Origin of the sequence: Micromonospora sonneratiae (assembly GCF_042679305.1) — a bacterium.
GTDB classification, from domain to species: Bacteria; Actinomycetota; Actinomycetes; order Mycobacteriales; family Micromonosporaceae; genus Micromonospora_H; species Micromonospora_H sonneratiae.
This window is the reverse complement of sequence record NZ_JBHTMP010000064.1, coordinates 1-19,722: the sequence shown is the minus strand read 5'-3', so window position 1 is coordinate 19,722 and position 19,722 is coordinate 1. Positions and strand designations below refer to the sequence as shown.

22 protein-coding genes are annotated in these 19,722 nt (G+C 68.1%); 11 read left to right on the top strand and 11 right to left on the bottom strand.

What is annotated here, in order from left to right; translation table 11 throughout:
- Positions 1–3: 3 nt before the first annotated feature.
- From ACFQ4H_RS28400 to ACFQ4H_RS28390, 3 genes are all read right to left on the bottom strand, one after another.
- A complete protein-coding gene (locus ACFQ4H_RS28400) occupies positions 4–1,038 on the bottom strand; it encodes an ABC transporter permease (RefSeq protein ID WP_377576591.1) in 1,035 nt (344 codons plus the stop codon).
- Between the two features lie 193 nt (positions 1,039–1,231).
- Positions 1,232–2,227: an ABC transporter ATP-binding protein gene (locus ACFQ4H_RS28395; protein WP_377576646.1), complete on the bottom strand. Its 996-nt coding sequence runs from the start codon at positions 2,225–2,227 to the stop codon at positions 1,232–1,234.
- A gap of 59 nt (positions 2,228–2,286) precedes the next feature.
- Positions 2,287–3,399, bottom strand: a complete 1,113-nt coding sequence (locus ACFQ4H_RS28390) for an ABC transporter ATP-binding protein (RefSeq protein WP_377576643.1) — start codon at positions 3,397–3,399, stop codon at positions 2,287–2,289.
- A gap of 314 nt (positions 3,400–3,713) precedes the next feature.
- Between ACFQ4H_RS28390 and ACFQ4H_RS28385 the strand changes: the two genes are divergently transcribed.
- The 7 genes from ACFQ4H_RS28385 to ACFQ4H_RS28355 all read left to right on the top strand — a co-directional run bounded on the left by ACFQ4H_RS28385 (position 3,714) and on the right by ACFQ4H_RS28355 (position 12,146).
- The gene (locus ACFQ4H_RS28385; RefSeq protein ID WP_377576589.1) at positions 3,714–4,268 is read left to right on the top strand and encodes a Uma2 family endonuclease; all 555 of its coding nucleotides are present in this window, start codon (positions 3,714–3,716) and stop codon (positions 4,266–4,268) included.
- 89 nt (positions 4,269–4,357) lie between these two features.
- Positions 4,358–5,794 (top strand): TldD/PmbA family protein, encoded by a 1,437-nt coding sequence (locus ACFQ4H_RS28380; protein WP_377576586.1) that lies wholly within the window; start codon positions 4,358–4,360, stop codon positions 5,792–5,794.
- Between the two features lie 59 nt (positions 5,795–5,853).
- On the top strand, positions 5,854–7,302 hold the full coding sequence (locus tag ACFQ4H_RS28375) for a TldD/PmbA family protein (RefSeq protein ID WP_377576640.1): 1,449 nt from the start codon (positions 5,854–5,856) through the stop codon (positions 7,300–7,302).
- A gap of 56 nt (positions 7,303–7,358) precedes the next feature.
- Entirely contained in the window at positions 7,359–8,021 is a 663-nt protein-coding gene (locus ACFQ4H_RS28370; RefSeq protein ID WP_377576584.1) for a hypothetical protein, read from the top strand.
- Positions 8,022–8,349: 328 nt separating this feature from the next.
- Positions 8,350–9,156: a hypothetical protein gene (locus ACFQ4H_RS28365; RefSeq protein ID WP_377576582.1), complete on the top strand. Its 807-nt coding sequence runs from the start codon at positions 8,350–8,352 to the stop codon at positions 9,154–9,156.
- Positions 9,157–9,165: 9 nt separating this feature from the next.
- Positions 9,166–11,094 (top strand): fumarate reductase/succinate dehydrogenase flavoprotein subunit, encoded by a 1,929-nt coding sequence (locus ACFQ4H_RS28360; RefSeq protein ID WP_377576580.1) that lies wholly within the window; start codon positions 9,166–9,168, stop codon positions 11,092–11,094.
- Positions 11,094–12,146, top strand: a complete 1,053-nt coding sequence (locus ACFQ4H_RS28355; protein WP_377576577.1) for a succinate dehydrogenase/fumarate reductase iron-sulfur subunit — start codon at positions 11,094–11,096, stop codon at positions 12,144–12,146. The genes ACFQ4H_RS28360 and ACFQ4H_RS28355 overlap by 1 nt, the downstream gene beginning before the upstream one ends.
- Before the next feature lie 68 nt (positions 12,147–12,214).
- On the opposite strand, the gene ACFQ4H_RS28350 is transcribed toward ACFQ4H_RS28355, so the two are convergent.
- Positions 12,215–12,628 carry a (deoxy)nucleoside triphosphate pyrophosphohydrolase gene (locus tag ACFQ4H_RS28350; protein WP_377576574.1) on the bottom strand — a complete coding sequence of 138 codons (414 nt, stop codon included), beginning with the start codon at positions 12,626–12,628 and terminating at the stop codon, positions 12,215–12,217.
- A 268-nt stretch (positions 12,629–12,896) separates the two neighbouring features.
- Between ACFQ4H_RS28350 and ACFQ4H_RS28345 the strand changes: the two genes are divergently transcribed.
- Positions 12,897–13,208, top strand: coding sequence for a pterin dehydratase (locus ACFQ4H_RS28345; protein WP_377576571.1), 312 nt, complete (start codon positions 12,897–12,899; stop codon positions 13,206–13,208).
- Here ACFQ4H_RS28345 and ACFQ4H_RS28340 read toward each other — a convergent pair.
- Entirely contained in the window at positions 13,153–14,058 is a 906-nt protein-coding gene (locus tag ACFQ4H_RS28340) for a histidine kinase dimerization/phosphoacceptor domain-containing protein (protein ID WP_377576638.1), read from the bottom strand. The genes ACFQ4H_RS28345 and ACFQ4H_RS28340 overlap by 56 nt on opposite strands.
- A 191-nt stretch (positions 14,059–14,249) precedes the next feature.
- Here ACFQ4H_RS28340 and ACFQ4H_RS28335 point away from each other — a divergent pair, with 191 nt between their 5' ends.
- Positions 14,250–14,612, top strand: a complete 363-nt coding sequence (locus ACFQ4H_RS28335; protein ID WP_377576568.1) for a PH domain-containing protein — start codon at positions 14,250–14,252, stop codon at positions 14,610–14,612.
- Positions 14,613–14,655: 43 nt separating this feature from the next.
- Here the strand turns inward: ACFQ4H_RS28335 and ACFQ4H_RS28330 are convergent, their stop codons facing one another.
- The 6 genes from ACFQ4H_RS28330 to ychF all read right to left on the bottom strand — a co-directional run bounded on the left by ACFQ4H_RS28330 (position 14,656) and on the right by ychF (position 18,761).
- A complete protein-coding gene (locus tag ACFQ4H_RS28330; RefSeq protein WP_377576565.1) occupies positions 14,656–15,162 on the bottom strand; it encodes a DinB family protein in 507 nt (168 codons plus the stop codon).
- Positions 15,163–15,172: 10 nt separating this feature from the next.
- Positions 15,173–15,601 (bottom strand): hypothetical protein, encoded by a 429-nt coding sequence (locus tag ACFQ4H_RS28325; protein WP_377576562.1) that lies wholly within the window; start codon positions 15,599–15,601, stop codon positions 15,173–15,175.
- Between the two features lie 102 nt (positions 15,602–15,703).
- Positions 15,704–16,303 (bottom strand): GNAT family N-acetyltransferase, encoded by a 600-nt coding sequence (locus ACFQ4H_RS28320; RefSeq protein WP_377576559.1) that lies wholly within the window; start codon positions 16,301–16,303, stop codon positions 15,704–15,706.
- 45 nt (positions 16,304–16,348) lie between these two features.
- Positions 16,349–16,891 (bottom strand): hypothetical protein, encoded by a 543-nt coding sequence (locus ACFQ4H_RS28315; RefSeq protein ID WP_377576557.1) that lies wholly within the window; start codon positions 16,889–16,891, stop codon positions 16,349–16,351.
- Positions 16,892–17,232: 341 nt separating this feature from the next.
- The gene (locus ACFQ4H_RS28310) at positions 17,233–17,646 is read right to left on the bottom strand and encodes a pyridoxamine 5'-phosphate oxidase family protein (protein WP_377576555.1); all 414 of its coding nucleotides are present in this window, start codon (positions 17,644–17,646) and stop codon (positions 17,233–17,235) included.
- Positions 17,647–17,654: 8 nt separating this feature from the next.
- Positions 17,655–18,761, bottom strand: a complete 1,107-nt coding sequence (ychF, locus tag ACFQ4H_RS28305) for a redox-regulated ATPase YchF (protein WP_377576552.1) — start codon at positions 18,759–18,761, stop codon at positions 17,655–17,657.
- 255 nt (positions 18,762–19,016) lie between these two features.
- Between ychF and ACFQ4H_RS28300 the strand changes: the two genes are divergently transcribed.
- The gene (locus ACFQ4H_RS28300; protein WP_377576550.1) at positions 19,017–19,394 is read left to right on the top strand and encodes a methyltransferase domain-containing protein; all 378 of its coding nucleotides are present in this window, start codon (positions 19,017–19,019) and stop codon (positions 19,392–19,394) included.
- A gap of 111 nt (positions 19,395–19,505) precedes the next feature.
- On the top strand, positions 19,506–19,722 hold a 217-nt coding region (locus ACFQ4H_RS28295; protein ID WP_377576547.1), incomplete at its 3' end, for an Ada metal-binding domain-containing protein.

The window sequence follows — 19,722 nt, the reverse complement described above, 5'->3', positions numbered from 1 at the left end:
CCTCTACCGGGACGACTTCGGGTCGAGCGCGTCGCGCAGCGCGTCACCGAAGAGGTTGAAAGCGAACACCAGCGCGAAGATCGCGACGCCGGGGAAGAAGACGTACGCCGGATCGGTCTGTAGATAGTCCAGGCTGCGGAAGATCATCCGACCGAAGCTGGCCGACTCGTCACTGAGACCGATACCCAGGAACGACAGTGCCGCCTCGCTGGTGACGTACGACGGCACCGCCAGCGAGAAGGAGACCAGGATCGGTGCCCAGATGTTCGGCAGGATCTGGCGGAACAACATGTGCCCCAGACCAGCCCCGTTCGCCCGGGCCGCCTCGACGAACTCCCGCTCGCGCAGTGCGATCACCTGCCCGCGTACCAACCGGGCGGTGCCGGTCCAGCCGAACACGGCGAAGACCCCGATCAGCGTCGCCACCTGGAAGGTCAGCGACACCTCGCCACGATCGCCGTAGAAGCGCAGCGCCATGGTCGGCATCACCGCCAACGCGATGATCAGGAACGGCATGGCCAGGGTGAGGTCGGTGATCCAGCTGATCACCGCGTCCACCCAGCCACGCAGGTAGCCGGCGATGGTGCCGGTGACGATGCCGATCGCGGCGGTCACTATCGCGGCGGCGAACGCGATGAACAACGACGTCCGCAGGCCGTAGATCAGGCGGATGAAGATGTCCCGGCCGGTGTGTGGTTCGAGCCCGAACCAGTGCTCGCCGGAGATCCCGCCGAGATACCCCAGCGGCATCCCGTGCCCGTCCAGTTTCTCCCCCGCCCGCTCGTTGGGCCCGACGCCGTACATCATCTCGATCAACGGCGCGGCGAGCGCGACGACCAGGAACAGGATCAGGATCGCACCGCTGATCACCGCGGTCCGGTCCCGCCGCAGCCGGGCCCAGGCGAGCTGGCCGGGAGAACGGCCGACGATCCCCTGCGACTTTCCGGCAGCCACGCCGCCGGGCTCGCCACCACCGGGTACGCCGCCGCCCGACTCCACCTCGGCCAGCGCAACCCCCTCCACCGGGGACAGGCTCATCGCGTCACCTCCGCACCACTGCTGGGGCATTCATCAGAGCTGTCTCCACTCGCGACTGCGGGGCTCGCAAGCTCTACTCGCATTCCGGCCCGACCGCGTCCCACGCGAGCCACCCCGGAACGCTCGGCTCCTCGCGCTCACTGGGCCCACCTCCCGATCGCGACTGCGGGGCTCGCAAGCTCGCTCCTCGCGCTCACTGGATCGGGCCGCTTTCTGGGAAGTGGCAGGCGGTCGCCTGCCCACCGCCACGGGAGACCAACGCCGGTTCCTCGGTCGCGCAGCGCTCCTCGGCCTTCCAGCAGCGGGTACGGAATCGGCAACCCGACGGCGGGTCGAGCGGGGTCGGGACGTCCCCGCTGAGGCGGATCCGCCCTGCCGGTCCGAGTTCCGTGACGTCCGGGATCGCGGAGAGCAGCGCCCGGGTGTACGGGTGCTGCGGCCGTTCGTAGATGTCGGCCCGATCGCCGATCTCCACGATCTTGCCCAGGTACATCACCGCGACCCGCTGGCAGAAGTGCCGCACCACGGCCAGGTCATGGGCGATGAAGACGAAGGCCAGGCCAAGTTCGCGTTGCAGGTCGCGGAGCAGGTTGATGACCTGTGCCTGGATCGACACGTCCAGGGCGGAGACCGGCTCGTCGGCGACGATCAGCTTGGGGCGCAGGGCCAGTGCGCGGGCGATGCCGATCCGCTGCCGCTGGCCGCCGGAGAACTCGTGCGGATAGCGGTTGTAGTGCTCGGGATTGAGTCCGACCAGTTCCAGCAGTTCCCGTACCCGCTGCTTCACGCCACCGGGCGGCTTGATCCCGTTGACCCGCAGCGGCATCGCCACGATCTCGCCGACCGTGTGCCGGGGATTCAACGACGCGTACGGGTCCTGGAAGATGATCTGTAGGTCCTGTCGCAGCGGGCGCAGTGCCCGCCGACCGGCATGCGTGATGTCCTGCCCCGCAAAGACGATCCGCCCGTCGGTGGGTTCCAGCAGTCGTACCAGCATCCGACCGGTGGTGGTCTTGCCGCAGCCGGACTCACCCACCAGTCCGAGCGTCTCCCCGGCCCGTACCTCGAAGTCGAGCCCGTCGACCGCCCGTACCACGCCGCCGCGACGTCCACCCCGTACCGGGAAGTGCTTGGCCAGTCCCTCGACCCGGAGCAGCGCCTCCCCCTGATCCCCGTGATCAGGGACCAGATTCGGTTCGCTACCGCGTGTCGAGTCGGCAACTCCCTGGTCACGCAGATCCTGAGCGGTCACCGGGCCACTCCCAACTGGACGATCTCCTCGGCGTGGATCCGCTCCCGCTCGTCCTCCGCCAGGTGGCAGGCGACCAGGTGCCCGGCTTCCCGTACGGTCAGCAGCTCGGGAACCTCGCTGGACGAGCGGCCACCGGTCCGGTCGGCGTACCGGCAGCGGGGATGGAACGCGCAGCCCGACGGCAGGTTGATCAGGCTCGGCGGATTGCCCTTGATCGGCACCAGGTCCGCGTCCGCGGAGCCGTGCAGCGACGGCACGCTGGAGAGCAACCCCCAGGTGTACGGGTGCTGCGGCCGGCGCAGCACCTGCTCGACGCTGCCGTACTCGACGGCCCGACCGCCGTACATGACCAGTACCTCGTCGGCGACCTGGCTGACCACCCCGAGATCGTGAGTGATCATGATGATGGCGGAGTTGAACTCGGCCTGGAGGTCCTCCAGCAGGTCGAGGATCTGGGCCTGCACGGTGACGTCGAGTGCGGTGGTCGGCTCGTCGGCGATGACCAGGGCCGGGTCGTTGACCAGGGCCATGGCGATCATCGCCCGCTGACGCATGCCGCCGGAGAACTCGTGCGGGTACTGGTCGACCCGCTTGGCCGGCTGTGGGATGCCCACCCGGCCGAGCATGTCGATCGCCCGCTGCCGGGCCGCCCGCTTGTTGGCCTCCGGGTGGTGAATCCGGTACGCCTCGGCGATCTGCCGACCCACCGTGTAGTACGGGTGCAGCGCGGAGAGCGGGTCCTGGAAGATCATCGACAGGTCCCGGCCGCGCAGCTTGCGGATCTCCTCCTCGGGCAGGCCGACGAGTTCCCGGCCGGCCACCTGGATCTGCCCGGTGATGGTGGTACGCCGGGCGTTGTGCAGACCGAGGATCGCCAGGCTGGTCACGCTCTTGCCCGAACCGGACTCGCCGACGATGCCGAGTGTCCGTCCCCGGTCGACGGCGAACGAGACCCCGTCGACCGCCCGGACCACGCCGTCCTCGGTGTCGAAGTGCACCCTCAGGTCACGGACCGTCAGGTACGCATCGTCACCCGTACGTTGTCCCGGCGCCTGCCCGGCTGTCGGCGGCCGGGCGTCCGGTTCCCCGGACGGGGCCGATACCGGCATGTCCACGACCGCCTCCCTCTCCCTGCTACCAGCAGATCCCCGCTGGTCAGACGCCTTGACGACCCTGGCGCGTATTGAAGAGAACTTACAGCAGGGGCTAGAGGGTGAAAATAAGCTACAAACGGCGATGCTGTCAGCGGTGCCGTACGTAACGACTCGGCATCAAGAGACTTCGCAGCTCACCACGTATTCAAGTCCGTCCACGACAGCGTGTCCACCCCCGCCGTCCCGGCCGTGCTCAGCACCCGTATCCAGAAACCCGCCGACTCGTTCTCCGTGGAAGACTGGTCGCCAGGGCGAATTCGGAGGTGACGATGACGGCAGCAGTGTTCGGGCACGGTGGGCCGTGGACCGAGGAGGAGTACCTCTCGCTCGACGGCACCCAGGAACGGGTCGAACTCTTCGACGGGAGCCTGTACGTGACCCCTGCCCCCACCCCACGCCACCAGCACATCTCCGGGGAGCTGTACGTCATACTCCGAATGGCCGTACGAGCTGCCGGGCTGCACGTCCTGGAGGCGGTGAACGTACGGCTGCGGGCCGGTCGGATGCCGATCCCGGACCTGGTCATCACCGGTGACATCGACTTCGACGAACTGGTCGTCGACGCCGGCGACGTCCGATTGGTCTGCGAGATCATCTCGCCGAGCAACGCGGCTGCCGACAAGGTGCTGAAGATGCACTACTACGCCGTGGCTGGCATCCCCTGGTATCTACTCGTCGAGCAGGACACCGGCACACTGCACCTCTACCGCCTGGAGGGGCAGCACTACATCGAGGAGTCGGTGACCAAGCCCGGACAGACACTCCGGATCAGCGAACCGCTGGTCGCCGAAATCAGCCCGGACGAGTTACTCCCCCGCCACTGACCCCGCCACCCCGCCGCCGACCCGCGCCACTGAACTAACGTCACGTGACTGCCGCGCCACCGGGCGGGACTTTCGCATAGGGTCCTGTCATGACCCACTTCGATGTGGCCACGGCCGCGGTGCAGGCCGCGATCGACGCGGGGGCCAGGTACGCCGACGCGCGGGTGGTGCACCGCCGATACGAGTCGATGTCCGCCCGCAACGGCGAAATCAAGGAACTCGTCCAGAACGAGGATGCCGGGGTCGGCGTACGGGCCCTGGTCGGATCGAGTTGGGGCTACTACGCCGTACCCGATCTCTCCGAGACCGCCGCCCGCGCAGCCGGCGTACACGCCGCGAAGGTCGCCGCCGCCAGTGCCCTCGTCTCCGGACCGGACGCCGGGCTCCTCCCGCTTCCGGCGGTCAGCGGTTCCTGGGCCTCGCCGTGCGTCGTCGACCCGCTCTCGGTACCCCTGTCCGACAAGGGCGACCTGCTGACCGGAGCCACCCGGACGATGGTCGACCATGGCGCCGACCTGGCCGAGGGGCTCTACCAGGTCTGGGACACCACCAAGTGGTTCGTCTCCAGCGAGGGCCACCGGATCGACCAGCACATCCGGGAGTGTGGTGGTGGCATCTGGGCCACCGTGATCGGCGAGGGCGAGACCCAGCGTCGGTCCTACCCCAGTTACCGCGGACAGTACGGCACCAGCGGCTGGGAACTGGTCGACTCCCTCGACCTGCCGGCACATGCCGCCCGGATCGCCGAGGAGGCTCGCGCGCTGCTCACCGCGCCGCACTGCCCGAGCACCGAGACCACCCTGATCCTCGGTGGCGAGCAGATGGCGTTGCAGATCCACGAATCGGTGGGGCACGCGATCGAACTGGACCGCATCCTCGGCTGGGAGGCTGCCTTCGCCGGCACCTCCTGGCTCGACCTGAACCAGCTCGGCAGCCTCCGCTACGGGTCCGAACTGATGAACGTCACCATCGACCCGACGATCCCGGGCGCACTGGGCAGCTTCGGTTTCGACGACGAGGGCACCCCGGCGGCGAAGCGGGACGCGGTCCGCGAGGGACGGTGGGTGGGCGTCCTGGCCGGGCGCGATTCGGCCGCCGTCGCCGGCCTCGACTACGCCGGCAGCGTACGGGCCGACGGCTGGGCGAGGCTGCCGATGGTACGGATGACCAACGTCGGTCTGGAGCCCGGTCCACACACCCTCGACGAGATGATCGCGGCCACCGACGACGGGGTCCTGATGGACCTGAACCGGTCATGGTCGATCGACGACAGGCGGCTCAACTTCCAGTTCGGCTGCGAGATCGGCTGGGAGATCAAGAACGGCCGGCTCGGCCGGATGCTGCGTAATCCCACCTACACCGGGATCGGCCCCCTCTTCTGGCGTTCGATGGACATGCTCTCGTCGGAGAGCGTCGCGTGGGGCACGCCCAACTGCGGCAAGGGGCAGCCTGGACAGATCGGCCACACCGGACATCCGGCCGCACCGGCCCGGTTCCGGGGCGTACGGGTTGGGGTGACGGGTTGACTCGCAACGGAGGTGGTCGTGTGCAGGGAGAACCGGACGACGCTGGTCGCGAGTTGGACATGGCCGGGCAGGTGGTGGAACTCGTCCGACGGATCGCCGGTGGCCACGCGCAGGCCGAGGTCAACGCCACGCACTCGGCCCTGGCACTGACCCGCTTCGCCAACTCGTACATCCATCAGAACGTCACCGAAGCCACCGACACCGTGACGCTGAGACTGCACCTCGACGGCCGTACGGCGACCGGGTCGACCACGGTGACCAGCGACGACGGGCTACGTGCCCTGGTCGAGCGGACGCTGGCGGCGGCCCGGCTCTGCCCACCGGACCCGACCTGGCCGGGTCTCGCCCCACCCGCACCGCTGGGCGGCACCGCGCCCTGGGACGGGGCCACCGCGTACGCGTCACCGGACGAGCGGGCGCAGCGGGTCCGGGCGTTCGTCGACGCCGCCGGTGGGTTGACCACCGCTGGCTACTGCCGTACCACCCGTCTGTCCGGGGCCTTCGCCAACAGTGCCGGGCAGGCGGTCAGTGGTCGGACCGCGGCGGCGGCCATGGACGGGATCGCCCGCATCGACGGGGTGGACGGGCTGGCCCGGCTGGCCGCACCCCGGCTGGCGGAACTGGACGGCGCGGTACTCGGTCGGCGGGCGGCGGACAAGGCCCGGGCCGGTACGGCTCCCGTCGAGCTGCCACCGGGCCGCTACGAGGTGGTGCTGGAGCCGACCGCCGTGGCCGACGTGCTACAGAACCTGGCCCGGTACGGCTTCGGCGGAAAGGCGTACAACGAACGGCAGTCCTTCGCCGTGCTCGGAGCCGAGCAGTTCGACCCCAGCGTCACGCTGGTCGACGACGCGCTGGCGACCGCGGCCCTGCCGTTCGACATCGAGGGCACACCCCGGCGGAGCGTTCCGTTGGTGAGCCGGGGGGTCACCCGGACGATCACCCACGACCGGCAGCGTGCGGCCGAGGCCGGCGTCGAATCGACCGGCCATGCCTCGGCCACCGCGCGTTACTGGGGTCCGATCCCGCTCGGCATGCGGCTGGAGCCGGCCGGCTCACCCGACTCCCCGGACCCGGATTCGGCCGCGACGGATCCGACCGCCGCCGGCCCGAACGCCACGGGCTCGACCGGTGCGGACCCAACCGGCAGCGGACCCGGCGAGGTTCCCGGACCGGTCGTGGATGCCGACACCGCCCGCCTGGTGTCCGGGGTACGACGCGGCCTGCTGATCACCGATTTCTGGTACACCCGGGTCCTCGATCCGAGGACGCTGGTCGTCACCGGTCTGACCCGTAACGGCGTCTGGCTGATCGAGGACGGCGAGGTCGGTACGGCGGTACGCGACTTCCGCTTCACCCAGTCCTATCCGCAGGCGCTGGCCCCGGGCGCGGTACTCGGCCTCGGCCGGCACACGGCACGTCAGCCCGACAGTTGGGACAGCATCTGGTGGACGGCACCACCGATCCGGCTGGCCGCCTGGAACTTCACCGGCGGCGCATCCGGCTGAGCTTCGTCGCGACCGAGGGGTGCGGTGCGTGGCGTGTCGATGCTTGACTTGTCAGCGTGACCGACGACGCGACCGTACCCCTCGACAGCTCACCGCCTGCCGAGCCCGGTTCTGCCGGACCTTCGTCCACAGAGGATGACCCGAACCGGAAGGCTCCGACGAAGCGGCGACGCCGCTGGCTGATCGGTGCCGGCGTCGCCGGAGCGGTGGTGGTCGTGATCCTGGCCTGTGTCGCCTTCGGAACGGCCTTCGGCGTCACCGGTTATCTGGTCCGCAGGGCCGATTCGGCACGTGCCGAGCACGCCCGGGTGGACTCGGCGTGCCTCGCCCTGGAACGCAGACTCAACCGGCTGACGCCGCCCGGCGCGACGGAGACACCCCGTCAGCGGGCGACCGCGGTCCGGCACGAGAACGCCGCCGTACAACCGTTCCTCGCCGAGATCGAACGGTTGGCTGACCGGTCACGCGACGACGACGGGGACGACCGGGACGACGACGACACGCCGAAGCGGCGGCAACGCTGGGCGGATGGCTGGCGTCAACTGATCGACGCCCGAACCACGTACGCCAACGCGCTGGACCAGCAGGCACGGGCCGGCGAACCCGCGTTCTTCCTGCTCGACCAGGACCGACGCGGCCGTACGGTGCTCGACCGTCTGCTGGACGGACCGCAGTCGTGCGCGGGACCGAGCCGACGGCTGGCCGCACCGGACCTGTGACGGCCGACCGCACCCCGGCGGCTGCCCGGATGCCGAAGTATTTGCCCATGACATCGCGCTGACGCATCGTCAACGGGTTGGCGAAGACAATCAGAGATTTACAAGTGAATTACTGCACATCTACCGATGGGCGCGGCGGCGGCACTTCCAGAACCGGGGCGCACACGCCAGACTGCCTTGCGCGCAGGGTTGTCGTCGTGCGGCGTAACGTGTGCACCGACGCGGACGCAGGTGTGCGGCTGCGGGTCCTCTCCTGCCCCCGCGCGCTGGCCGGAACACCGTCCGTGCCCGTCAGGCAGACAGGGCCTCGTCAGGAAGACATAAGGGAATGACAACGACGGCAACCAAGCCGGGAGGCGAGCGCCGACGCGCCGCCATCACGGCGAAGACGTTGCGTACCGACCGCTGGTGGCTCCCCTCGCTGATCACCGTCGTGGGGCTCGGCGCCTGGGTCACGTACGCCACGGTCCGCGTCTTCATGCACGACTACTACTGGGTCGACGAACACAGCTATCTGACCCCGTTCTACTCCCCGTGCGTAACGGAACGCTGTGTTCCGGATTCGGCTCACTTCGGACGGTTCCTGCCCGACTGGTGGATCATCCCAGAGGCCGCCCTGACCCTGCCGCTCCTGCTGGCGTTCCGGTTCACCTGTTACTACTACCGCAAGGCCTACTACCGCTCCTTCTGGCTCTCCCCGCCGGCCTGTGCCGTCCCGGACGGGCACAAGACCTACTCCGGTGAGACCCGGTTCCCGCTGGTCTTCCAGAACGCACACCGCTACGCGTTCTACGCCGCCTTCATCATCTCGATCGTCAACACCTGGGATGCGGTACTGGCCTTCAAGACGCCGACCGGCTTCGGCTTCGGGTTGGGCAACATCATCCTACTGGGCAACGTGATCATGCTCTGGGCGTACACATTGTCCTGCCACTCCTGTCGCCACATCATCGGTGGCCGGCTCAAGCACTTCTCCAAGCACCCGGTGCGCTACCGATTCTGGACGATCGTCTCCAGGCTCAACGCGCGACACATGCAGCTCGCCTGGATCACGCTGGGCACGCTGGCGCTCACCGACTTCTACATCATGGCGCTGTCCGCCAACTGGTTCGACGACCTGCGGTTCATCAACTGAGGGCCTGACATGACTACGCGAATCGAACGACACTACTACGACGTCGTCGTGATCGGGGCCGGCGGCGCCGGCCTCCGCGCGGCGATCGAGGCCCGGCTGGCCGGCAAGAAGACCGCCATCATCTCGAAGTCGCTCTTCGGCAAGGCCCACACGGTCATGGCCGAGGGCGGTGCCGCAGCCGCCATGGGCAACGTCAACAGCCGGGACAACTGGCAGGTCCACTTCCGCGACACCATGCGGGGCGGCAAGTTCCTCAACAACTTCCGGATGGCCGAGCTGCACGCCAAGGAGTCGCCACAGCGGATCTGGGAGCTGGAGACCTACGGTGCGCTGTTCGACCGCACCAAGGACGGCAAGATCTCGCAGCGCAACTTCGGTGGCCACGAGTACCCCCGGCTCGCGCACGTCGGTGACCGTACCGGGCTGGAGCTGATCCGTACCCTCCAGCAGAAGATCGTCTCGCTCCAGCAGGAGGACAAGCGGGAGCACGGCGACTACGACGCCCGGATCAAGGTCTTCGCCGAGACCACCATCACCGAACTGCTGCTCGACGGCGACCGGGTCGCCGGAGCGTTCGGCTACTACCGGGAGTCCGGCGAGTTCGTCCTCTTCGAGGCCCCGGCCGTGGTGCTGGCCACCGGCGGCGTCGGCAAGTCCTACAAGGTGACCTCGAACTCCTGGGAGTACACCGGGGACGGGCACGCGTTGGCCCTGCGGTCCGGCGCGACGCTGATCAACATGGAGTTCCTCCAGTTCCACCCGACGGGCATGGTCTGGCCGCCCTCGGTCAAGGGCATCCTGGTCACCGAGTCGGTGCGTGGTGACGGCGGCGTCCTGAAGAACTCCGAGGGCAAGCGGTTCATGTTCGACTACGTCCCCGACGTCTTCCGCAAGCAGTACGCGGAGACCGAGGAGGAGGCGGACCGCTGGTACACCGACCCGGACAACAACCGGCGTCCGCCGGAGCTGCTGCCCCGGGACGAGGTCGCGCGGGCGATCAACAGCGAGGTCAAGGCCGGTCGCGGTACGCCGTCCGGCGGTGTCTACCTGGACATCGCCAGCCGGCTGCCGGCCGAGGAGGTACGCCGGCGACTGCCGTCGATGTACCACCAGTTCAAGGAACTGGCCGACGTCGACATCACCAAGCAGCCCATGGAGGTCGGGCCGACCTGCCACTACGTGATGGGTGGCGTCGAGGTCGACCCGGACACCGCTGCAGCCGCCGGCAGCGTACGCGGCCTGTTCGCCGCCGGTGAGGTCTCCGGCGGTATGCACGGCTCCAACCGGCTGGGCGGGAACTCCCTGTCCGACCTGCTGGTCTTCGGCAAGCGGGCCGGACAGTACGCAGCCGCCTACGTCGACGAGACCGCCGCCACCCGGGCGAAGGTCCGCACCGCGGATGTCGAGGCAGCCGTGGACCAGGCGCTGGCACCGCTGGCCCGGGAGGCGGGCGACAACCCGTACACGTTGCAGCAGGAACTCCAGGCGGTGATGGGCGACCTGGTCGGCATCATCCGGCGCAAGGGTGAGCTGGAGAACGCGCTGGTCCGGCTGGCCGCCCTGCGCGAGCGGGTGGCCACGGTGAAGGCGACGGGTGGTCGGCGGTACAACCCCGGCTGGCACCTCGCGCTCGACCTGCGCAACATGCTGGTCGTCTCCGAGTGCACCGCGCGGGCGGCACTGGAGCGGGAGGAGTCGCGCGGTGGCCACACCCGCGAGGACTTCCCGAAGATGGCGCCGCACTGGCGCATGGTCAACCTGGTGTGCTCGCTCGACGGCGACAAGGTACGGCTGGAGCACCAGCCGCTGCCGAAGATGCGCCCGGAGCTGATCACCCTGTTCGACCGCACCGAGCTGGCCAAGTACCTGACTGACGAGGAGCTCGCCGACTTCGACGCCCTCGCTGCGGACGCTAACGCTGAGGAGGCGGGCAAGTAATGGGCGGCAAGCGCCAATTCCGGGTCTGGCGGGGCGACGAGCAGGGCGGCCAGCTGGAGAACTACGAGGTCGAGGTCAACGAGGGCGAGGTGGTCCTCGACGTCATCCACCGGTTGCAGGCCACCGACGCGCCCGACCTGGCCTGTCGCTGGAACTGCAAGGCGGGCAAGTGCGGCTCGTGCTCGATGGAGATCAACGGCATGCCCCGGTTGGGCTGCATGACCCGGATGTCGACCTTCGACGAGAACGAGACGGTCACCATCACCCCGCTACGGACCTTCCCGATCATCCGGGACCTGGTCACCGACGTCTCGTTCAACTACGAGAAGGCGCGGGAGACCCCGGCGTTCGCTCCGCCGGCCGACCTGGAGCCGGGCGAGTACCGGATGCAGCAGGTCGACGTCGAGCGCTCGCAGGAGTTCCGCAAGTGCATCGAGTGCTTCCTGTGCCAGAACACCTGTCACGTGGTCCGCGACCACGAGGAGAACAAGCCGGAGTTCTCCGGTCCGAGGTTCTTCATCCGGGCCGCCGAACTGGACATGCACCCCCTGGACGCCCGAACCGACCGCAAAGAGTACGCACAGGCGGAACAGGGACTCGGCTACTGCAACATCACCAAATGCTGCACGGAAGTGTGCCCTGAGCACATCAAAATCACAGACAACGCGATCATCCCGATGAAGGAACGCGTGGTCGATCGCAGGTACGATCCAATTGTGTGGCTAGGTAGCAAGATTTTCCGGCGCGGACAGACCGACGGCAGCGGGACCGGTGCCCGTCGGGAGGAAACCCTTGGCGCGGTGCACTCGCACGCGGGCCATTCTCACGACCCTCGGGCTGAGGCAGAGGCAGAGCGGGGGGTCAACTGGCACCGCCAGGTCCCCGGACCGCAGCGTGCTGCGGTGGACGCTCGTGGCCGACTGCCGATCAGCGAGTTCGCCTTCGACCGGCCGGCCGCGCCGTCGCCGTTCGGTGACGACGTGAAGTTTCCGCTTCCGACCGACTCCCTGAACTACGCCCACCCGGACCAGCCGTCGCAGCAGCAGGACTGAGTTTCGCGACAGCAGGACCAAACCCAAGATCACAGCAAACAGGCCGCCGGCTCCCGCCGGCGGCCTGTTCATCCAGGTCGGTCCGTTCTGCCGAGGACGCGACGCAGACTCGTCACGATCGGCACGTCGGCCGGCAGCCAGGGCACGCTCTCCAGCTCGTGCGCGGCCAGCCAGCGCAGCTCCGCGTGTTCCAGCGGTCGTGGTTGAGCGTCTCCGACCAGCCGGGCCGTATAGACCTTGAGCACGGACCGGCCGCGTCCCACGGGAACCGCAGGGCCGATCTGCTCCCCCACCTCGATCCGTACGCCCAACTCCTCGGCGCACTCCCGGATCAGGGCAGCCGCCTCGCTCTCGCCGGGCTCGACCTTCCCGCCGGGAAACTCCCACTTTCCGGCTATCTCAGGCGGACTGGCCCGTGCAGCTGCCAGCACCCGTTCACCAACGATGATGGCCGCGCCGACGATCACCCTGGGCGGGAACATCGGCTCACCCCCAGCCCCAGAACGGACTAGTTCTGACACATCGGGCACATTGCCCCCGGCTCCGGTCGCCCGTTCGGATTGCATAGCCGTCAAGAGTGCCAGAGACATCGGCAATTCGTAGGAGTGGGGCCAACCCGACGGACATCAAGAGACGGAAGGGTGGTCGTGGACAGGCCGCCTGGACGCCGACAGACTAGGAGCAACGGCCAAGACACGGGATGACGACAATTTGGCCACAAGCCGGCAACAACACCTGGGAGGTGCGGTAATGCGCGCGCTCTGGAGTAGCCGGGCGAAGAAGGACTACCTGAGCGACGCACTCGCGCTACTCGACGGCTGGACCCGCGAAGGCCAACAGATCGAGCGGACTCTGCTACTCGACGACAGCCAACACGCGGCACTGACCGAACGAATCAAGGTCGCAGCCGACGCACTGCACCTGCGTCCGGAGATCCGCCGGGACAACGGACAAACTCTGATCATCCTCGGCGCGAACGGTGGCGACATGATCACTGTCGGCGAGGTCACCCTGGCCGCCCGCATCGAGGATGCCTACCGCACGGTGACCAGCGACGACTAGACGAGTACTTCCGAAATCTGGCCGGCTCCCGGCGGTCAGGGGAGGCCACCGTAGAGGCTGTCGAGTTGCCTCGTCTACGCTCCCGCCTTTCTGCCCCGGCACCTAGCCGGCGCTCTCGCGGCTGGACATCGCCCTGGACAAGGAACCTCCCGAGACGACGCACGCCGATGCCAGCAGCCGACCCCGGTGTCGACCCCGTAGTGGTCGGCCGCCTCGTGCGAATCCTGACCACCGATGGCGCAACGGCTTGCCCCGCCTGTGCGCCCAGCTCGACAGCCAGCAGACCTCCTCGCCCCCGGTACGGCGACGGTGGAGGCCAGGCCGCGACGGGCTGCCCGCCGGGCCTGCCCGAGTCGCCGCCCCGACTCCGGCTCGTCGGCGACGGCCGGTGTCCCGGGCTGCGGCCCGCCGGAGCGTGGAATCCTCGCCACGACCGTGTACCCGTCCCCGTGCTCGCCGGTGTGCAACGAGCCGCCGACCAGCCTGAGCCGTTCCCGGAGGCCGACGAGGCCGTGCCCACCGCCGGCACCCGCTGACGGCACCCCGGCGGCAGGGCGACCGTTGACAACGGTGACCGCCGTCCCGGCCCCGCTGCCGCCCCGGTACGCATCGCGGCCAGGCTCAGCTCGTGGCCGAGCGAGTCATGCATGTCCCGGGCGATCCGGGCGCGCTCACGCAGCCGTAGCTCGCGGACGACCAGACGCCGCTCCCGTTCGAGCTGCTTGGCATGCCGCCATCCGGCCTCGGCGAGGTCAGCCCGCAACCGGACGTACCGCCCGATCAGCCAGGGCAGCACAGCGGAGCCGAGCAACGGCAGCACCACGTTGATCCAGCCCCAGACGTCACCCATCGCTGCGGCAAGCAGCAATCCGGTCAGCACCACCAGGGAAAAGCAGGGCAGGGCCGCCAGTCCGTTGGCCATTCGGCGTCCTGCCGTCAGGCAGGCGACGGCCGACACCGGTCCGGTGGTGCCAGCAGCAGTCGACGCGGGCCCGGAGCCAGCCGAGCGCCGGGTAGCGCGACATGCCTAGGCTCGGAACCATGGCTAACGTCACCTATGACCGACGGGAACAGTTGCAGCAGATCCAGAGCGGCCTACTCGAAGGGGAACAGGTCATCGCGGTCTACGACGCGATCGGCGCCGGAACCGGGTTCATCGGCCTCACCAACCGGCGGGTGATCATCCAGGACAAGTCGTTCGTCGGCAAGAAGTACGCGATCACCAGCATCCCGTACGGAAAGATCACCAGCGTCAGCGTGGTGAGCAACAAGTCCTGGGGCGGCTCGTTCTTCTCCACCGGCGCGATCGCAATCCACGTCGGCACGCACACCTACGAGGTGGAGTTCCGGGGCGCGGAGAAGAGCCACCACGTCCACAACGTGATCCTGCACCACATCTCGTAGCCCAACCGGGATCTCGTACGCCCGCCGACCAGCCGGGTCGCGGTCAGGCTCCCACGGTCCCGTCGATGCCCTCGCGCAGGAAGTCGGCATGCCCGTTGTGCCGGGCGTACTCGTGGATCAGGTGCAGCATCACAAGTCGCAGTGAAACGTCCGCACCCCACTTGACCTGGTAGCCGGTCACGTCCAGCGAGTCGGCCGCCGCCTCGATCCGGCGGGAGTGCTCGACCTCCCGCTGCCAGGCGTCGAACGCCTCCGAACGCGTGGACGTGCTGGCGTCGTACGCCACCTGGTAGTCCCCCTCGGGCGACCACACGTGCGGGACGTCCTCCCCGTTGATCACCCGACGGAACCAGGCACGCTCCACCTCCGCCATGTGGCGTACCAGGCCGAGCAGCGAGAGCGTCGAGGGTGGCATCGACTGGCGGCGTAGGTCCTCGTCGGAGAGCCCGTCGCACTTCATCGCCAGCGTCGCTCGGTGGTAGTCGAGGTAGGCGCGCAGTGTCTCGCGCTCGCCGCCGATCAGGGGCGGACTGATTCGTTCGGTGGTCACTGCTCGTTCCTCAACTGGTCCGTTGCTGGATCTGTCCCCGGATCGTCACGAACTCCGCGCTCCGGTCACGACCCGTCGACGACCGGCCCGGAGACATGAACGTCACCAGTCCGATGCTGCCGGCGTCAACCCAGGCGCAGGACGTCACGCCGACGATACCGGCCGCGTTGGTGGTCTCGCCGCTGCCACAGCTGGCCTCACCACCCAGCGGCCCGGGATCCACCGGACGCACGTTCTTCAGCCGGGGCAGCGACGCGAGGAGCCGCTCCAAAGCCCCCTTGGGGTCAGGCAACGTTCCCGATGCCCCGCTGATCAGAATGATCTCGTCCGTTTCGGACTCGCCACCGTACGCCCAGCCAACCGCGCTCGTCGGCGCAGCGAACTCCTTCTTGAGCTTGGCCATGCTCTGATGTGCGTAGCCGATGAGCGTACGGTCCATGGACTTCGGACGTCCGCCGAGCGCTTCGGGCGTGACCAGTTCGATCGTGCGAGTACGACGAGCACGGCCCACGCCGCCGGTCTGCGGGTTCTCGGTGACACCTCACGAACCAGTGGCAGTTCGGTCACCTTTCTGGCCGGGGCTTTCGTTCGACCGCCACTCATGCTGGAGCATCGCGTAGACCAACTCCTCCTTCCACTCGCCCTTGAGCCGTACGTTGTGGACGAAGTGCGCCTCCTGTCGCATTCCCAACCGGGCCAGGAGCCTTGCCGAGGCGCTGTTCTGGGCGGAGCAACGGCCGACGATGCGATGCAGGCCGAGCGCTTCGAAGCCCAGTCGGAGCATTTCGGCAGCAGCCTCGGTGGCCAGGCCCTTCCCCTGGTACTGCGGGTTGAAGACGTATCCCAACTCGCCCTGGCGATGCTCCCGGCTGAGCCAGACAAGTTCCACCTGGCCAACGACCCGCCCGGCATCCGGCCAGACCACGGCCAGACTCAGACAGTCGCCTTCCCCGGCGATATTGTCCTCCGTGACCATCTGGTCCACGGCCCGCTCGGACTGGTCGCGGGTCCGCGCCGGCCACAACATGTGGCGGGCCACTTCCGGCAGCTTCTGATACGCCCACACATCATCCAGGTCCGCTGCCGTGAACGGCCGCAGGATCAGCCGTGACGTGGCAACTGGATGGGAGATCCGCAGCATGGAACAAAACCTACTCGCCGGTCCTGGCATGCGACTCAGGTCGCCCTAGCGGGGGAGTTCCGTCTCCGTTTCGGAACACGGCAGCCCGTTGATGAACCGCTCTCCTCCGTACGTCTTAAACGCACGAACTACGTGGTCCTGGGATTCGCGCAGTGAGTCCAACGACAACAGGATGATGGAAGGACGACCGTCGACCTTGTTCCGATACTCAGCCACGACGCCCAGGTCGGCGTCGGCCGACGGTACCAACACCAGTCGTGGGGCGCCGGTGCTGTCCAATGTGCCCGTGTGCGGCTCAAGTATCACCGCGTCGATCGACGCCCACGGAACCGATCGGTTGATGCCCGCCACACGCAGCCGGAGTCCCGACCCATCGAGCATCATCGGCGCGGAACGGAACGAGCCAGCAAGAACAGCAAGAACACCCAGGACCATGACCACGCCGACGACCAGCAAGGGTCCGGCGCCCACCGGCACGATCAGGATCCGCAGTTGCCACCCGTTCTGGGAAGCCCAGATGAGGGCGAGGCCGCCCAGAAGAAAGAATCCGAGCCAAAAGAACTTGGGACGAGGGCGGTGAAGCTCCATCGGGATCTCCAGAGATCAGGGGAGATGGTCCAACTGGCCAATGATCGCGGAGCAAGATCGCGCAAAATGTAGCAGTAGTGTTCTTGGGCAACAACTACTTATGCACATGCGCGCACCGATCATCCCGCGCCTCATCGTTCTGCACCGGTCAGCCGGCCGTCGCCCGTTACCGCTCCCCCACGCGGTCCGTGAATCCAAGGTGCTGGCCGGCTGGCTGGTGACGCGTGGCGGCGTGCCATGGTTGTGCCCTCAGACCGGGCACAACCAGTGACCTGCGAAAGCGGTCGACGTTCAGACGTTGAAGCGGAACTCCACCAGATCGCTGTTCGACGAGCACTCGCTCACCAGCACTCCGCTTCCACCACACGCGCGGACGCGGGTCGCGCGTCGTAATAGCGCAGCCATTGAGGGACAACGCGAACAATCGCGAACTCGTTATCGAGTGCGCGCGCTCCTGGGAACTGCGAGAGGTAGACCTCGCCGTACTCGTCTCGATCGGCCCCCGACAGGACGTCCGCGGAGCCCTCGACCTGCAGGGACACGCCGTCGTCCCACCCGATCACCAGGGCGACACGCGGGTGACCTCGGACGTTGCGCATCTTGCGTGCGTCGTTCAGCGAATCGAAGATGACCTCAGCCTCATCAGTAACAGCGAGGCCTACCAGCGCGGCTTCCGGATTGCCATTTTCGTCGACGGTGGCCACTACACCGTGCCGCGCATCCCGTACAAAAGCGACGAACTCAGCGCGGGTCATGGGGTGGGTCACTTCTTCCCGGTCCCAGACGTTCCTCCGTGACGGAACTCCACCACGTCGCCGTCCTGCATGACGTACTCCTTGCCTTCGATCCGTACCCGGCCGGCGGCCTTGGCGGCGGCCATCGAACCGGCGGCGACCAGGTCGTCGTACGAGACGATCTCGGCCTTGATGAAGCCGCGCTGGAAGTCGGAGTGGATGACCCCGGCGGCCTCCGGGGCGGTCGCCCCGACCGGCACGGTCCAGGCCCGCGCCTCCTTGGGACCGGCCGTGAGGTACGTCTGTAGCCCGAGCGTACGGAAACCGACCCGGATGAGCTGGTTCAGCCCCGGCTCCGGCTGACCGATCGACTCCAGCAGCTCGCGGGCCTCCTCCTCGGGCAGGTCGATCAGTTCGGACTCGACCTTGGCGTCCATGAAGACCGCCTCGGCCGGCGCGACCAGCAGGCGCAACTCGTCCAGGAAGTCCGGGTTGGCCAGCTCCGCCTCGTCGACGTTGAAGACGTACAGGAAGGGTTTGGTGGTGAGCAGGTGCAGTTCGCGCAGCTCGGCCACGTCGATGCCGGCCTTCGCCGCCCCGGCGTAGAGGGTGACCCCGGTGTTGAGCAGCTCGGTTGCCTTCTTCGCGGCGTCGACGGCAGCCGCCCGGTCCTTGCGGAGCTTGGCTTCCTTCTCCAGCCGGGGCAGTGCCTTCTCCAGGGTCTGGAGGTCGGCGAGGATCAGCTCGGTGTTGATCGTCTCGATGTCGTCGGCGGGCGAGACCTTGCCGTCGACGTGTACGACGTTCGGGTCGGAGAAGGCCCGCACCACCTGGCAGATCGCGGCGGCGTCGCGGATGTTGGCGAGGAACGCGTTACCCCGGCCCTGCCCCTTGGACGCGCCCCGGACCAGGCCGGCGATGTCGACGAACGAGACCGGTGCCGGAAGGATCTTCTGCGAGCCGAAGATCTCCGCGAGCTTGGTCAACCGCTCGTCCGGCAGCCCGACCACGCCGACGTTGGGCTCGATGGTGGCGAACGGGTAGTTCGCGGCCAGCACGTCGTTCTTGGTCAGGGCGTTGAACAGGGTGCTCTTGCCGACGTTGGGCAGGCCGACGATGCCGATGGACAAAGACATGGGAACGCGTCAACTCTCTCTTCCGTGACGTACCGCGACCTCGGCGTGGTCCGCCTGTCCTGATGATGGGGTGACCCGATCAACGGACAGGGTCGACAAGGCGTTCCAACGCTACCCTGCCGCTGCCGGAGCGGTGGGAGGCGGTGGGGTCACCGCCAGTCGCCGGCACGGTGCCGCCAGCCGCTGCTGGGGCACCGACCGCCTCCGCCGCGAGCCTGGTCTGGAACGGACCAGGCGCTGGCTGAGGCACGGCGGGTGCTGGCTCCGGGCGGACGGATCGTGCTGATCGGCCAGGACTGGGAGATGGTCGCCATCGACTCCGACGACCCGGGACTCACCCGGACGATCGTGCACGCCCGCGCCGAACTGGTCACCGGTCCACGGACCGCCCGTCGTTACCGCAACCTGCTGCTCGACGCAGGCTTCCGCGAGGTCACGGTGGAGGTGCACACCGACGTACTCACCGGCGTGGACGGCCTGTCCGTACTCGTCGGCATGGCGGACGCCGTCCGGTCCGCCGGGGCGGTCACCGAGGCCCGGGTCGGGGGCTGGGCCGAGGAGCAGCAGCGGCGCGCGCATGATGATCGACTGTTCCTGGCGGTGCCCGTGTTCGTCGCGTCCGCCACGCGTTGAGGTGAGGCAGGGCCCCGTTCCACGACAGCGGCGCTGGCAAGGAGCACTTCCTTACAACCAGGTCCGATTCCCGCGAGCGGCCGGCGGCGATGGCGAGGCAGGATCGGTGGCGTGGAGTTGGACTTCGAGCGCTGCTACCGGGCAGTGGACAGCCGTGACCAGCGGTTCGACGGCTGGTTCTACACCGGCGTCACGTCGACCGGGATCTACTGCCGGCCGTCGTGTCCCGCCATGACCCCGAAACGAAAGAACGTCTGTTTCTATCCGTCGGCGGCGGCGGCCCAGCGGGCCGGCCTGCGGGCCTGCCGGCGCTGCCGTCCGGACGCCG

What these genes read in the sequence shown, in the direction of transcription:
- ACFQ4H_RS28400 (WP_377576591.1), bottom strand. Translation starts at nt 1,038, where the DNA reads ATGAGCCTGTCCCCGGTGGAGGGGGTTGCGCTGGCCGAGGTGGAGTCG.
- ACFQ4H_RS28365 (WP_377576582.1), top strand. Translation starts at nt 8,350, where the DNA reads ATGACAACGACGGCAACCAAGCCGGGAGGCGAGCGCCGACGCGCCGCC.
- ACFQ4H_RS28325 (WP_377576562.1), bottom strand. Translation starts at nt 15,601, where the DNA reads ATGGACCGTACGCTCATCGGCTACGCACATCAGAGCATGGCCAAGCTC.
- ACFQ4H_RS28345 (WP_377576571.1), top strand. Translation starts at nt 12,897, where the DNA reads ATGCGCGCGCTCTGGAGTAGCCGGGCGAAGAAGGACTACCTGAGCGAC.
- ACFQ4H_RS28320 (WP_377576559.1), bottom strand. Translation starts at nt 16,303, where the DNA reads ATGCTGCGGATCTCCCATCCAGTTGCCACGTCACGGCTGATCCTGCGG.
- ACFQ4H_RS28390 (WP_377576643.1), bottom strand. Translation starts at nt 3,399, where the DNA reads ATGCCGGTATCGGCCCCGTCCGGGGAACCGGACGCCCGGCCGCCGACA.
- ACFQ4H_RS28380 (WP_377576586.1), top strand. Translation starts at nt 4,358, where the DNA reads ATGACCCACTTCGATGTGGCCACGGCCGCGGTGCAGGCCGCGATCGAC.
- ACFQ4H_RS28360 (WP_377576580.1), top strand. Translation starts at nt 9,166, where the DNA reads ATGACTACGCGAATCGAACGACACTACTACGACGTCGTCGTGATCGGG.
- ACFQ4H_RS28310 (WP_377576555.1), bottom strand. Translation starts at nt 17,646, where the DNA reads ATGACCCGCGCTGAGTTCGTCGCTTTTGTACGGGATGCGCGGCACGGT.
- ACFQ4H_RS28315 (WP_377576557.1), bottom strand. Translation starts at nt 16,891, where the DNA reads ATGGAGCTTCACCGCCCTCGTCCCAAGTTCTTTTGGCTCGGATTCTTT.
- ACFQ4H_RS28385 (WP_377576589.1), top strand. Translation starts at nt 3,714, where the DNA reads ATGACGGCAGCAGTGTTCGGGCACGGTGGGCCGTGGACCGAGGAGGAG.
- ACFQ4H_RS28355 (WP_377576577.1), top strand. Translation starts at nt 11,094, where the DNA reads ATGGGCGGCAAGCGCCAATTCCGGGTCTGGCGGGGCGACGAGCAGGGC.
- ACFQ4H_RS28335 (WP_377576568.1), top strand. Translation starts at nt 14,250, where the DNA reads ATGGCTAACGTCACCTATGACCGACGGGAACAGTTGCAGCAGATCCAG.
- ACFQ4H_RS28340 (WP_377576638.1), bottom strand. Translation starts at nt 14,058, where the DNA reads ATGGGTGACGTCTGGGGCTGGATCAACGTGGTGCTGCCGTTGCTCGGC.
- ychF (WP_377576552.1), bottom strand. Translation starts at nt 18,761, where the DNA reads ATGTCTTTGTCCATCGGCATCGTCGGCCTGCCCAACGTCGGCAAGAGC.
- ACFQ4H_RS28375 (WP_377576640.1), top strand. Translation starts at nt 5,854, where the DNA reads ATGGCCGGGCAGGTGGTGGAACTCGTCCGACGGATCGCCGGTGGCCAC.
- ACFQ4H_RS28350 (WP_377576574.1), bottom strand. Translation starts at nt 12,628, where the DNA reads ATGTTCCCGCCCAGGGTGATCGTCGGCGCGGCCATCATCGTTGGTGAA.